The sequence below is a fragment of the Pseudomonas helleri genome (assembly GCF_045830615.1).
Classification (GTDB): Bacteria; Pseudomonadota; Gammaproteobacteria; order Pseudomonadales; family Pseudomonadaceae; genus Aquipseudomonas; species Aquipseudomonas helleri.
Genome location: NZ_CP174501.1, coordinates 5,042,426 through 5,055,739, shown reverse-complemented (window position 1 = coordinate 5,055,739; position 13,314 = coordinate 5,042,426). Strand labels below are relative to the sequence as shown.

Sequence of the window (13,314 nt, the reverse complement as noted above, 5' to 3'; positions counted from 1 at the left end):
TTTCAGGGTTGGCGTTCTGCCACACACTTCTTTATATTGGCCGTGTTCTTGTCGGGGTGCCTTGCTATGAGGCTGAGATCGAATAATTTCGGATCCCGTTGAACCTGATCAGGTTAGCGCCTGCGTAGGGAACAAGATTTCTCGTCTCCCGGCGAGTCCTCTTGAGTGCCGTCCGGGATCGATTGTTCAAAAAATGATCAATCGTTCGAGGTCGTCACTCAGCACCCGGTCCTTGGGTGCGTCCGTGCTTTTTTCAGGTTCTCCCTCCGACAATCCACCTGGATGCAGTCTGGAGAGCCGTGATGAGTACAACACTAAAAAACGCGATCAATCTCAGTGATTCGGCCAAGGTCGATGAGCAGTCGGTCAAGCCGTTTACCCGCTCGCAAAAAGTTTACGTACAGGGTTCGCGCCCGGACATTCTGGTGCCGATGCGTGAAGTCAGCCTTGATGTCACGCCGACCGATTTTGGCGGTGAAATCAATGCGCCGGTATTGATCTACGACACTTCAGGCCCGTACACCGACCCTTCTGTACAGATTGACGTGCGCAAAGGCTTGGGCGACGTGCGTTCAGCCTGGATCAACGACCGCGATGACACCGAACGCCTGCCGGGCCTGAGCTCGAACTTCGGGCAAATGCGCCTCGAAGACGCCGAACTGACCAAACTGCGTTTCGCCCACGTGAAAAACCCGCGCCGGGCCAAGGCCGGGGCCAACGTCACCCAGATGCACTACGCGCGTCAGGGCATCATCACCGCCGAGATGGAATACGTCGCCATCCGCGAAAACATGAAGCTGCAAGAAGCCCGTGCGGCGGGCCTGCTGGACCAGCAGCACGCCGGTCACAGCTTCGGCGCCAACATCCCGAAAGAAATCACCCCTGAGTTCGTACGCGACGAAATCGCCCGCGGCCGTGCCATCATCCCGGCCAACATCAACCACGTTGAGCTGGAGCCGATGATCATTGGCCGTAACTTCCTGGTGAAGATCAACGGCAACATCGGCAACAGCGCGCTGGGCTCCTCCATCGAAGAAGAAGTGGCCAAGCTGACCTGGGGCATTCGCTGGGGCTCGGACACGGTCATGGACTTGTCCACCGGCAAGCACATTCACGAAACCCGCGAGTGGATCATCCGCAACTCGCCGGTGCCGATCGGTACGGTGCCGATTTACCAGGCGCTGGAAAAGGTCAACGGCGTGGCCGAAGACCTGACCTGGGAGCTGTTCCGCGACACCCTGATCGAGCAGGCAGAGCAGGGCGTGGACTACTTCACCATCCACGCCGGGGTGTTGCTGCGCTACGTGCCGCTGACCGCCAAACGCGTGACCGGCATTGTGTCGCGGGGCGGTTCGATCATGGCCAAATGGTGCTTGGCGCACCACAAAGAGAACTTCCTCTACACCCATTTCGACGAAATCTGCGAAATCATGAAGGCCTACGACGTCAGCTTCTCGCTGGGCGACGGCCTGCGTCCGGGCTCGATTGCTGACGCCAACGACGCCGCGCAGTTCGGTGAGCTGGAAACCCTCGGCGAGCTGACCAAAATTGCCTGGAAGCACGACGTGCAGTGCATGATCGAAGGCCCGGGCCACGTGCCGATGCAGTTGATCAAAGAGAACATGGACAAGCAGCTGGAGTGCTGCGACGAGGCGCCGTTCTACACCCTTGGCCCGCTGACCACCGACATCGCGCCGGGTTACGACCACATCACCTCGGGCATTGGCGCGGCGATGATCGGCTGGTTCGGGTGCGCCATGCTCTGTTACGTCACGCCCAAAGAGCACTTGGGCTTGCCGAACAAGGATGACGTGAAGACCGGCATCATCACCTACAAAATCGCCGCCCACGCCGCGGACTTGGCCAAGGGCCACCCCGGTGCGCAAATCCGCGACAACGCGCTGAGCAAGGCACGTTTTGAGTTTCGTTGGGAAGACCAGTTCAACCTTGGCCTGGACCCGGACACGGCGCGTTCGTACCACGACGAAACCCTGCCGAAAGACTCGGCCAAGGTCGCGCATTTCTGCTCCATGTGCGGGCCGAAATTCTGCTCGATGAAAATCACCCAGGAAGTGCGCATCTACGCCGCCAACCAACGCATTGAAGCGGTCGACGTCGACGTGGCCAAAGGCCTGGCGGAACAGGCCGAGCGCTTCAAGCAGGAAGGCAGCCAGTTGTACAAGAAGGTGTGATGTAAACGCGCCAGCCGCCGCTGGCGCCCATTTGTAGTCGCTGCCGAGGGACGAGGCTGCGATGGGTTGCGCAGCGACCCTATTGTTGAAGGTCCTGCGGCCCTTATCGCAGCCTCGTGCCTCGACAGCGACTACGGGTTTGGTCCTTTTCGAGAATGATGTTTTGAACACACCCAGCACTTACTCAACGGATACCGCCGTCCCGTTGGACAAGCGCGTCTTCGGCGCTCGCGATCTGTTTTCCTTGTGGTTCTCCCTCGGCGTCGGGCTGATGGTGTTGCAGACCGGGGCCTTGTTGGCGCCGGGGCTGGGCCTGTCGGGTTCGCTGCTGGCAATTTTTCTCGGCACGCTGGTGGGCGTGGCGTTATTGGCGTCGGTGGGTGTGATCGGTAGCGACACGGGGCTGTCCTCCATGGCCGCGCTAAAACTCAGCCTGGGCAGCCGCGGTGCCATGCTCCCTGCCGTGTTGAACGTTCTGCAACTGATTGGCTGGGGTTCGTTTGAAATCATTGTGATGCGCGATGCCGCCAGCCTGCTTGGCGCGCGGGCCTTCAGTGAGGGCAGTTGGCTGAGCAATCCGCTGCTCTGGACATTATTCTTCGGCGCCCTGGCCACGCTGCTCGCGGTCAGCGGGCCGTTGGCGTTTGTGCGCAAGATCTTGCGCAAATGGGGCATCTGGCTGTTGCTGGCCGCGTGCCTGTGGCTCACCTGGAACCTCTTCGCCAAGGCCGATCTGGCTGCATTATGGGTGCAGAAGGGCGACGGTTCGATGCCGTTCGCGGTGGGTTTCGACATTGCGATTGCCATGCCACTGTCGTGGCTACCGCTGATCGCCGACTATTCGCGCTTCGGCAAACGCGCCAAAAGCGTGTTTGGCGGCACCGCGCTGGGCTTTTTGATCGGCAACTTCTGGCTGATGAGTCTGGGTGTGGCCTACACCCTGGCGTTCGCGCCGAGCGGTGAAGTCAATGCGCTGCTGTTGGCGCTGGCGGGGGCTGGCCTGGGGATTCCGTTGCTGCTGATTTTGCTCGATGAATCTGAAAACGCCTTCGCCGACATTCACTCGGCGGCCGTCTCCAGCGGGTTCTTGCTGCGCTTGAAAGTTGAGCACCTGGCGTTGGCCATTGGCGTTATCTGCACCTTGATCGCCCTGCTGGCGCCGCTGGCGCAGTACCAGAACTTCTTGCTGCTGATTGGCTCGGTGTTTGCGCCGTTGTTTGGCGTGGTGCTGGTGGACCACTTCATTGTGCGTAAACGCAGCGTCGACGTGACACCGGGTCTGCTGCGCTGGCCGACATTGCTGGCCTGGTCGGGCGGGGTGCTGACCTACCACCTGCTGGCCAACTTCTACCCGGATGTCGGTGCAACCTTGCCGGCGTTGCTGCTGGCCGGGCTGCTGATGTGGGTGCTGGGCCGCAAACACTAACCCAAAACCCAAAACCCAAAACCCAAAACCCACTGTAGGAGCGAGCTTGCCTCGCGATCTTTTAAAAAGATCAAAAGATCGCGAGGCAAGCTCGCTCCTACAGACGTTTTGGGCGTTTTGGGTTAGCCGCGACCCGGCAACCACTCCGGCTTGATAATCCCGTTCAAACGCGAATACGGAATGCTCAGCTCAACGTTGCCATCGGAGTACGGGGCAATGCTGTACACGTCGTACTTGAGCAAGACGCTGTCTTTAAGCAGCGCCACGTTCGGGGTTTGCTGGAACGGCCAGGTTTTGACGAACTCCGCATCGTTGCTGCGGTGCGAGTTGATCAGCCAGTTGTTGTGCGCCACTTTGGCCGCGCCCCAGAAGGCTCTTTCCTGACCCGGCAGGAGCATGTCCTGCAAGGTCACTTCTTTATGGTCTTTACGCGACCAGTTGATAAAGCCACGGCCCGGCATGCCATGCGCGCCGCCGGTGTCCAGGTAGCTGATCAGCTCGATTATCACCAAGTCGTCATGCTGCTCACGTACCTTGGCCTGCAAATACATGCTGTTGCGGGTGTCGGCAGTGCGCAGGAACTGTTCGCGGTAAGCGTTCAGCGACGGCGCCAATTTGTCGTCCGGCGAGTTGACGGTCATTTTCAGCAGGCGCTGTTCGATCAGGGCGTCCAGCTTCGGGTCGGCTGCAAAGTGCACGGTCTCAATGTTGACCAGCGGGCAGTCATCGCCCTTGCAGCCCGCTTTGACCTGCTCGGAAGCATCGGGGGTGAACGCCAGCGGTTTGGGTTGAAAAGCACTCTGGCAAGCACCCAGCGCGAGGGCGATGCAAGTCAGGGAAGCCAGTTTTAAAAGTGACATGGTCGTCCTTCATCAACGAAAGAAAGGTGAACGCAGGCTCGTTCGACTGCCAACAAGGGCGTCAGTTCGCCGCTAAGCTTGAAGGTGTCAATTAGAGTTGGTTTGCAGGCAATCCGTCTATCCCCACGTTATAAAAGGGGCTGCATCCAGAAGCACAGGCGCGTTAGGATGCGCGATGCCGTGGGGTCACCCCCGGTGTGAATTTGCCAGCAAGAGGTTTTCCATGACTGACATCACCAAGGCCAAGCCCAGCGCCGTCGAGATCGTAAAACGCGAAAACGGCTACCAGGGGTTTTACCAACTGGACCGGGTTTTCCTGCGCCATGAGCTGTTTGCCGGTGGCATGAGCCGTGAGATCAGTCGTGAGGTGTTTGTGCGTCATGACGCGGTGTGTGTGCTGCCTTATGACCCGGTGCGCGACGAAGTGGTGTTGATCGAGCAGTTTCGCGTTGGCGCCCTGGGCAAAATCGACAACCCGTGGCTGATCGAGCTGGTGGCCGGCCTGATCGACAAAGAGGGTGAAAACGACCCCGAAGACATCGCCCACCGCGAAGGCGAAGAGGAAGCGGGGCTGACGTTCTCGGCGTTATGGCCCATTACCCGTTATTTCCCTTCACCGGGCGGCAGCACTGAATTTGTGCACGTTTTTCTGGGGCGTTGCGACAGCTCCAATGCGGGCGGCCTGCATGGTCTGGACGAAGAAGCCGAAGACATTCGCGTGACTAAATGGGCGTATGAAGATGCGCTGCAAGCGGTGCGTGATGGACGTATTTCTAACGCGGCGAGCATTATTGCCCTGCAGTGGCTGGCGCTTAACCGCGCTGAAGTGAGGGGGTTATGGCAGTAAATGGCGTCCGTGATCGCTACCGGGTTGATTTGATTGGTTTGCAGGCTGCCTGCGAAGCCAACTATGCGCGGCTGATGCGTTTATTGCCTGACATGCGCGAGCAACCGAGCGCGCGACAGATCGCGGTCACTCAGGGTGAGCAGATGCTCGGCGTGCTGACCCTTGAAGTGATGCTTGACTGCCCGTACACCAGCACCTTGCGCGTGCGCCAGGAACACAGCCTGCCGTGGCTGCCGGTGCCGGAACTGCAAGTGCAGGTGTACCACGATGCGCGCATGGCCGAAGTGATTGGCGCAGAACATGCGCGGCGCTTTCGCAGCATCTATCCTTACCCCAATGATGCGATGCACCAGCCCGACGAAAAGGCCCAGCTCAATGTGTTTTTGGGTGAGTGGCTGAGCCATTGCCTGGCCTGCGGGCACGAGTACGCCGAAGTCCGCTAGGCTTTCCTGCTGTAGGAGCGAGCTTGCCTCGCGATCTTTTAACGATCAAAAGATCGCGAGACAAGCTCGCTCCTACAGAGGGTTCTGGAGTGGCATAATCGCGCCATTTATCTACCCACCGGGAGAACGCCTTGCCCAACGCTTCCACGTCGACCACCGAACACTCGGTGCTGCTGGTGCAACTGACCGATAGCCATTTGTTTGCTGACGCAGACGGCTCTCTGCTGGGGCTGAACACGGCGCAGAGCCTGCAACAGGTGGTCGACAAGGCGCGGGCCGAGCAGGGGCAGGTCGATCTGCTGCTAGGCACCGGCGATTTGGCTCAGGACGGCAGCGTTGCGGCGTATCAGCGGTTTCGGCAAGTGAGCGAGCCGTTGTGCGCCAATGCCCGCTGGCTGCCCGGCAATCACGACCGATTGGCGCAGATGCGCGAAGCCACCGTGCAGACCCGTCTGCTCGATCCGGTTGTGGATATCGGTAACTGGCGCATCATTTTGCTCAACTCGCAGGTGCCGGGCGCCACGCCGGGCTATCTGGAGGAGGAGCAATTACAGTTGCTCGCCCGGGCTGTGAGCGAAGCGCCGCAGCGTCATCATCTGGTTTGCCTGCACCACCACCCGGTGCCGGTGGGCAGTGAATGGATCGAGCCGATCGGTCTGCGCAACGCTAAAGAGTTCTGGGCCGTGCTGGATCGCTTCCCGCAGGTACGCGCCGTGCTCTGGGGGCATATCCACCAGCCCTTCGACCATGTGCGCAACGGTGTGCGCTTGCTGGCAACGCCTTCTACCTGCGTGCAGTTCACGCCGGGCAGCACAGATTTTGATGTCAGCGGCGAGGCCCCCGGCTATCGCTGGCTCCGCCTGCACCCCGATGGCGCGCTGGACACCGGCGTGTCGCGGCTGGATAACTTTGTGTTCACGCCCGATTACAGCGCGAACAATTACTGAGTGGGCGGGCCTGAATTATCTTGAAACGGCCATGGCCCCTTGAGTCAGGCTAAACTGCGCGTCTTTCTTGAAACAGCGTTCGGCTAAATCTGTACTCGGGAGTTAGTGCATGTCGGGTTCCATCTTGTATATCCATGGGTTCAACAGCGCCCCCGAGTCGAAAAAGGCCGTCCAGCTGGCCACCGTGATGCAGCGCATCGGGCTGAGTGAGCACCTGCGCGTTCCGGCCTTACATCACCATCCGCGTGAAGCGATGGCGCAATTGCAGGCGGCAATCAGCGAACTGGGCCGTCCTTTGCTGGTCGGAAGCTCGCTCGGCGGCTACTATGCGACGTATCTGGCCGAACAGCATGGGCTCAACGCCTTGCTGGTCAACCCGGCCGTCAGCCCGCATCGTCACTTCGACGGCTACCTGGGCACGCAAACCAACTTTTACAGCGGCGAAACCTGGGAGCTGACCCACGATCACGTGCTGGCCCTGGCAGCGCTGGAAGTTCCGGCCCCGCAAGACCCGCAGCGTTATCAGGTGTGGTTGCAAACCGGCGACGAAACCCTGGATTACCGCCATGCCGAACAGTACTACGCCGCGTGCGCGTTACGGATTCAGGGCGGCGGCGATCACAGTTACCAAGGGTTTGCCGAGCAACTGCCGGGCCTGTTGAGTTTCGCCGGGATAGCGGCACCTCAGTATCAAGCCATCGACTTCGCGGCGCTTTAAGCGCGAGTCTAATGGCCCTTATTTTTCACTTACGACTAACGACGAGACCCTATGGCCACTCCCAGCGCTAGCTCTTATAACGCAGACGCCATCGAAGTCCTCTCGGGCCTCGACCCGGTGCGCAAACGCCCCGGCATGTACACCGACACCAGTCGGCCAAACCACCTGGCCCAGGAAGTCATCGACAACAGCGTCGACGAAGCCCTGGCCGGTCACGCCAAATCGGTGCAAGTCATCCTGCACGCCGACCACTCGCTGGAAGTCAGCGACGACGGGCGCGGCATGCCGGTCGACATTCACCCGGAAGAGGGCGTCTCAGGCGTCGAACTGATCCTGACCAAGCTCCACGCGGGCGGCAAGTTCTCGAACAAGAACTACCAGTTCTCCGGCGGCCTGCACGGCGTGGGGATTTCGGTGGTGAACGCCTTGTCGACCCAAGTGCGGGTCAAGGTCAAGCGTGACGGCAACGAATACCAGATGACCTTCGCCGATGGCTTCAAGGCCACCGACCTCGAAGTCGTCGGTACGGTCGGCAAGCGCAACACCGGGACCAGCGTGTACTTCGCCCCGGACCCTAAATACTTCGATTCGCCCAAGTTCTCGGTCAGCCGCCTCAAGCACGTGCTCAAGGCCAAGGCCGTGTTGTGCCCGGGCCTGTTGGTCAGCTTTGAAGACAAAGGCACCGGCGAGAAGGTCGAGTGGCACTACGAAGACGGCCTGCGCTCGTACCTGGTCGATGCGGTCAGCGAATTCGAACGCCTGCCAGACGAGCCGTTCTGCGGCAGCCTGGCGGGTAATAAAGAAGCCGTCGACTGGGCGCTGCTGTGGCTGCCCGAGGGCGGCGACAGCGTGCAGGAAAGCTACGTCAACTTGATCCCGACCGCCCAGGGCGGCACGCACGTCAACGGCTTGCGCCAGGGCTTGCTCGACGCCATGCGTGAGTTTTGCGAGTTCCGCAGCCTGCTGCCACGTGGTGTGAAGCTGGCGCCCGAAGACGTCTGGGAGCGCATTGCTTTCGTCTTGTCGATGAAAATGCAGGAGCCGCAGTTCTCCGGCCAGACCAAAGAGCGTCTGTCGTCCCGTGAAGCGGCGGCGTTTGTCTCGGGGGTGGTCAAGGACGCGTTCAGCCTGTGGCTCAACGCCAACCCTGAACTGGGCATGCAACTGGCAGAGCTGGCGATCAACAACGCCGGTCGTCGCCTCAAGGCCAGCAAAAAGGTCGAACGCAAACGCATCACCCAAGGCCCGGCCTTGCCCGGCAAACTGGCTGATTGCGCCGGGCAGGACCCGATGCGCTCCGAGCTGTTTCTGGTAGAGGGTGATTCCGCAGGCGGTTCTGCCAAGCAAGCGCGGGACAAAGAATTCCAGGCCATCCTGCCGTTGCGCGGCAAGATCCTCAACACCTGGGAAGTCGACGGCAGCGAAGTCCTCGCCAGCCAGGAAGTGCACAACATCGCCGTGGCCATTGGCGTTGATCCGGGCGCGGCGGACATGAGCCAGCTGCGCTACGGCAAAATCTGCATCCTGGCCGACGCCGACTCCGACGGTCTGCACATTGCCACCTTGCTCTGCGCGTTGTTCGTGCAGCATTTTCGTCCGCTGGTCGACGCCGGTCACGTGTACGTGGCCATGCCGCCGCTGTACCGGATCGACTTGGGCAAAGAGATTTTCTACGCCCTCGACGAAGCCGAGCGCGACGGTATCCTCGACCGTCTGGTGGCCGAGAAAAAACGCGGCAAGCCGCAGGTCACGCGATTCAAAGGCCTGGGCGAAATGAACCCGCCGCAACTGCGTGAAACCACCATGGACCCGAACACCCGGCGTCTGGTGCAACTCACCCTCGAAGACTACGCCGCGACGTCAGAAATGATGGACATGCTGCTGGCGAAAAAACGCGCCGGTGACCGCAAGTCCTGGCTTGAATCCAAAGGCGATCTGCAGGTGCTGGCCTGATGCGCAGTGCCTTGCTGGCGCTGCTGTGTGTGAGTGCGGCCCCGGCTCTGGCGGATACCTGGCCAGAGCTGGCGCTGCAGTCCGAGCATCCGGTGGCAGGCATTCGCGGGGGTAACTTGTCCGGCCTGGCAATGTGCCAGGGCGAGATGTGGGCCGTGTCTGATCGCGATGATGATCAGCTGTACCGTCTGGATACCCGCGACCCGCTATGGCAGGCCGAGGCGGTGGCCATTGAGGTGCCGCCTGCGCCCGAAAGCGGCTTGCCGTGGGGCGTGCGCATGATGGGTAAAGCCATCAGCCCGCTGCGCGGCGGCGATCTGGATTTCGAAGGCATCACCTGCGACGACGCCGGTAACCGTTACGTGGTCAGTGAAGCCCATGCTGCCGTGCTGCGGGTGCCGCCGATTGGCGCCCCGGCCTGGCTCAAAATCGACCCGGCGCTGGTGCGTCAGGCCCGCGCCAGCGGCATGTTGCTGCACTTTAATGCGCTGTTTGAAGGCATTGTGGTCAACCCGCAGGGCACGCAGCTCTGGTTGGCGGCCGAGCGCGAGCGCCGGGGTTTGCTGACCATCCGCAAAAAGCAGAGCGTGTGGGACTGTGAAAACGGTTGCGTGTTGATGAGCGAAGGCGGCCTTGAACAGCCACCGCCGCAACTCAAGGGCAAGCCCCAGCAGAAGGACTTTTCTGATCTGGCGCTGTTCGAGGGCAAGCTGTTTACCCTTGAGCGCATGGCCTACCGCGTGTGCCGTCGCACTCTGGACACCGGTGAAGTCGAGCGTTGCTGGTCATTTGCCAACGACGCCTTGACCAAAGAGCGCTTGTACAAAAGCCCGTACGGCAACGCCGAAGCGCTGGTCATCGACGCCAAAGGCGCGTGGATCGGGGTGGATAACGGCAGCCACGTGCGCGCCGATGGCGAGAAACGCCCGATTGTCTGGCGCTTTGCTGCCCCGCAAGGTGGCTGGAGCGCCAAGTCATGAGCCAGCAGGCGCCGGGTAAAGGGATGGGGCGCATCTTCATGATCGTGGCCTGGTGCGCCGGTTTGTACCTGGCCACGCAGTTTTTCGGGCGTGTAGAGCAGCGTCAGCAAAACCCCAATACCGAGGTAGCCTCGCAGCAAGGCAAGGGCTATATCGAAGTGACCCTGCGCGGCAACGTGCAGGGCCACTTTGTCGCCAGCGGCCGGATCAACAACGTGCCGGTGGAATTTTTACTCGATACCGGGGCCACCGATGTGGCGGTCCCGCAGGAACTCGCCAGGCAACTGGCATTGCCCAGGGGCGCCGCCGTGACCCTGAACACCGCCAATGGCCGGGTTCAGGGCTACCGCACGCAAATCGACCGCCTGCAACTGGGCGCCATCGTGTTGCGCGACGTGCGTGCAGTGGCGGTGCCGGGGCTTGAAGGCGAACAAGTGCTGCTGGGCATGAGCGCTTTGAACAAACTTGAATTTACCCAGCGCGACGGCACCATGCTGTTGCGCCAGACAACGAACTGAATGAGGTCCGCATGAGCGACTCCCTTGATCTCAGCCTGGACGGCGTAGAACGCCGGTCACTGGCCGACTTCACAGAACAGGCCTACCTCAACTACTCCATGTACGTGATCATGGACCGGGCCTTGCCGCACATCGGCGACGGCCTCAAGCCGGTACAGCGGCGTATCGTGTACGCCATGAGCGAGCTGGGGCTGGACGCTGACGCCAAGCACAAGAAATCGGCGCGTACCGTCGGTGACGTGCTCGGCAAGTTCCACCCGCACGGCGACTCGGCCTGCTACGAAGCCATGGTGCTGATGGCTCAGCCCTTCAGCTACCGCTACACACTGGTTGACGGCCAGGGTAACTGGGGTGCGCCGGATGATCCCAAATCCTTCGCGGCCATGCGTTACACCGAAGCGCGCCTGTCGCGGTACTCCGAAGTGCTGCTCAGCGAGCTGGGCCAGGGCACGGCAGACTGGGTGCCAAACTTTGACGGCACCCTCGATGAACCTGCGGTGTTGCCGGCACGTTTGCCGAACATCCTGCTCAATGGCACCACCGGTATCGCCGTGGGCATGGCCACCGACGTACCGCCGCACAACCTGCGCGAAGTCGCCAGCGCCTGTGTGCGTTTGCTCGATGAGCCGAAGGCCACCGTCGAGCAACTGTGCGAGCACATTCAGGGCCCGGACTACCCGACCGAAGCTGAAATCATCACCCCGCGCGCCGACCTGCTGAAGATCTACCAGACCGGCCGTGGCTCGGTGCGCATGCGTGCGGTGTATCACGTAGAAGACGGCGACATCGTGGTCACGGCGTTGCCGCACCAGGTGTCGGGCGCCAAGGTGCTGGAGCAGATCGCTGCGCTGATGCAGGCCAAGCCGACCAAGCTTGCGATGGTCACCGACCTGCGTGACGAGTCCGACCACGAAAACCCGTGCCGTATCGTGATCATCCCGCGCAACAACAAGGTCGATCTCGACGAGCTGATGCAGCACTTGTTCGCCGTGACTGAGCTGGAGTCGACCTTCCGGGTCAACATCAACATCATCGGTCTGGATGGCAAGCCGCAACTGAAAAACCTGCGTGCCTTGCTGGTGGAGTGGCTGGAATTCCGCGTACAAACCGTGCGCCGCCGCTTGCAGTTCCGTCTGGATAAAGTCGAGCGCCGCCTGCACCTGTTGGACGGTTTGCTCACCGCGTACCTGAACCTCGACGAAGTGATCCACATCATTCGGACCGAGGAGCACCCAAAGGCTGAATTGATCGCCCGTTTTGCCCTGACTGAAACCCAGGCCGACTACATCCTCGACACGCGCTTGCGCCAATTGGCCCGCCTTGAAGAGATGAAGCTGCGCGACGAACAAGACGCTCTGCGTAAAGAACAAGCCAAGCTGCAAACCTTGCTGGGCAGCGAAGCCAAGCTGAAAAAATTGGTGCGCAGCGAGTTGCTGGCCGACGCCGAAACCTACGGCGACGACCGTCGTTCCCCGATCGTGGCCCGTGCAGAAGCCAAGGCCCTGTCGGAAAACGAGCTGATCCCGACTGAAGCCGTCACTGTGGTGCTGTCTGAAAAAGGTTGGGTACGTTGCGGTAAAGGCCACGACCTGGACGCCACCGGGTTGTCCTATAAAGCTGGCGACGGTTATAAAACCGCGGCGGCCGGGCGCTCCAACCAATTTGCCGTGTTTATTGATTCCACCGGGCGCAGCTACTCGGTGGCGGCGCACACCTTGCCGTCGGCCCGTGGCCAGGGCGAGCCGCTGACCGGGCGTTTGGCCCCGCCACCGGGCGCCACCTTTGAATGCGTGCTGCTGCCTGACGACGACGCGTTGTACGTGATCGCCTCGGACGCCGGTTACGGGTTTGTGGTGAAAGGTGAAGACCTGCAAGCCAAGAACAAAGCCGGTAAAGCCTTGCTGACCCTGCCAAAAGGCGCGCAAGTGATGGTTCCGCGCCCTGTGGCAGATCGCGAAAACAACTGGCTGGCGGCGGTAACCACCGAAGGCCGACTGTTGATTTTCAAAGTCAGTGACCTGCCGCAACTGGGCAAGGGCAAAGGCAACAAGATCATCGGCATTCCGGGCGAGCGCGTAGCCAGTCGCGAAGAGTACGTGACCGACCTCGCCGTGCTGCCCGACAACGCCACGCTGGTGTTGCAGGCGGGCAAGCGCACCTTGTCGCTCAAGGCCGATGACCTTGAACACTACAAAGGTGAGCGCGGGCGCCGCGGCAACAAGCTGCCGCGTGGCTTCCAGCGCGTAGACGCCCTCTTGGTAGAGACGCCTAACTAAGCGCGGTGCGCCGATCTGGGTTTTTTCGCGCAGATCGGCGTTGCGGCGCTGGAGTAAGGCCGCATATTCACGGATGATATGGCGCTCTTTCGCACAGCTGATAGCGATGTGCCCGATATTTTCTGAGAATGACACTGTGGCGTGCCGTGTGGCG

11 protein-coding genes and 1 riboswitch are annotated in these 13,314 nt (G+C 60.9%); of the genes, 10 read left to right on the top strand and 1 reads right to left on the bottom strand.

Features of this window, described 5'->3' with window-relative positions:
* Positions 1 to 42 precede the first annotated feature (42 nt).
* Positions 43 to 148, top strand: a riboswitch (TPP riboswitch).
* 154 nt (positions 149 to 302) lie between these two features.
* A complete protein-coding gene (thiC, locus tag ACJJU9_RS22760) occupies positions 303 to 2,192 on the top strand; it encodes a phosphomethylpyrimidine synthase ThiC (RefSeq protein ID WP_048366627.1) in 1,890 nt (629 codons plus the stop codon).
* A 163-nt stretch (positions 2,193 to 2,355) separates the two neighbouring features.
* Positions 2,356 to 3,618, top strand: a complete 1,263-nt coding sequence (gene cytX, locus ACJJU9_RS22755) for a putative hydroxymethylpyrimidine transporter CytX (protein ID WP_407729583.1) — start codon at positions 2,356 to 2,358, stop codon at positions 3,616 to 3,618.
* Positions 3,619 to 3,740: 122 nt separating this feature from the next.
* Here the strand turns inward: cytX and ACJJU9_RS22750 are convergent, their stop codons facing one another.
* Complete coding sequence (locus ACJJU9_RS22750; protein WP_048366625.1) at positions 3,741 to 4,478, bottom strand: RsiV family protein; 738 nt, start codon at positions 4,476 to 4,478, stop codon at positions 3,741 to 3,743.
* 223 nt (positions 4,479 to 4,701) lie between these two features.
* Here ACJJU9_RS22750 and ACJJU9_RS22745 point away from each other — a divergent pair, with 223 nt between their 5' ends.
* From ACJJU9_RS22745 to parC, 8 genes are all read left to right on the top strand, one after another.
* The gene (locus tag ACJJU9_RS22745) at positions 4,702 to 5,325 is read left to right on the top strand and encodes an NUDIX domain-containing protein (RefSeq protein WP_123751141.1); all 624 of its coding nucleotides are present in this window, start codon (positions 4,702 to 4,704) and stop codon (positions 5,323 to 5,325) included.
* A complete protein-coding gene (locus ACJJU9_RS22740) occupies positions 5,316 to 5,768 on the top strand; it encodes a DUF1249 domain-containing protein (RefSeq protein WP_048366623.1) in 453 nt (150 codons plus the stop codon). The genes ACJJU9_RS22745 and ACJJU9_RS22740 overlap by 10 nt, the downstream gene beginning before the upstream one ends.
* A 131-nt stretch (positions 5,769 to 5,899) precedes the next feature.
* Positions 5,900 to 6,715 carry a 3',5'-cyclic-AMP phosphodiesterase gene (cpdA, locus tag ACJJU9_RS22735; protein WP_407729582.1) on the top strand — a complete coding sequence of 272 codons (816 nt, stop codon included), beginning with the start codon at positions 5,900 to 5,902 and terminating at the stop codon, positions 6,713 to 6,715.
* A gap of 109 nt (positions 6,716 to 6,824) precedes the next feature.
* Positions 6,825 to 7,433 (top strand): YqiA/YcfP family alpha/beta fold hydrolase, encoded by a 609-nt coding sequence (locus tag ACJJU9_RS22730; RefSeq protein ID WP_407729581.1) that lies wholly within the window; start codon positions 6,825 to 6,827, stop codon positions 7,431 to 7,433.
* Between the two features lie 51 nt (positions 7,434 to 7,484).
* On the top strand, positions 7,485 to 9,386 hold the full coding sequence (gene parE / locus ACJJU9_RS22725) for a DNA topoisomerase IV subunit B (protein WP_153391355.1): 1,902 nt from the start codon (positions 7,485 to 7,487) through the stop codon (positions 9,384 to 9,386).
* Positions 9,386 to 10,366: an esterase-like activity of phytase family protein gene (locus ACJJU9_RS22720; RefSeq protein ID WP_407729580.1), complete on the top strand. Its 981-nt coding sequence runs from the start codon at positions 9,386 to 9,388 to the stop codon at positions 10,364 to 10,366. Before parE ends, ACJJU9_RS22720 begins: the two co-directional genes overlap by 1 nt.
* The gene (locus ACJJU9_RS22715; RefSeq protein WP_153373562.1) at positions 10,363 to 10,884 is read left to right on the top strand and encodes a TIGR02281 family clan AA aspartic protease; all 522 of its coding nucleotides are present in this window, start codon (positions 10,363 to 10,365) and stop codon (positions 10,882 to 10,884) included. Before ACJJU9_RS22720 ends, ACJJU9_RS22715 begins: the two co-directional genes overlap by 4 nt.
* 11 nt (positions 10,885 to 10,895) lie before the next feature.
* Positions 10,896 to 13,160, top strand: a complete 2,265-nt coding sequence (gene parC / locus ACJJU9_RS22710; protein WP_123751146.1) for a DNA topoisomerase IV subunit A — start codon at positions 10,896 to 10,898, stop codon at positions 13,158 to 13,160.
* Positions 13,161 to 13,314 lie beyond the last annotated feature (154 nt).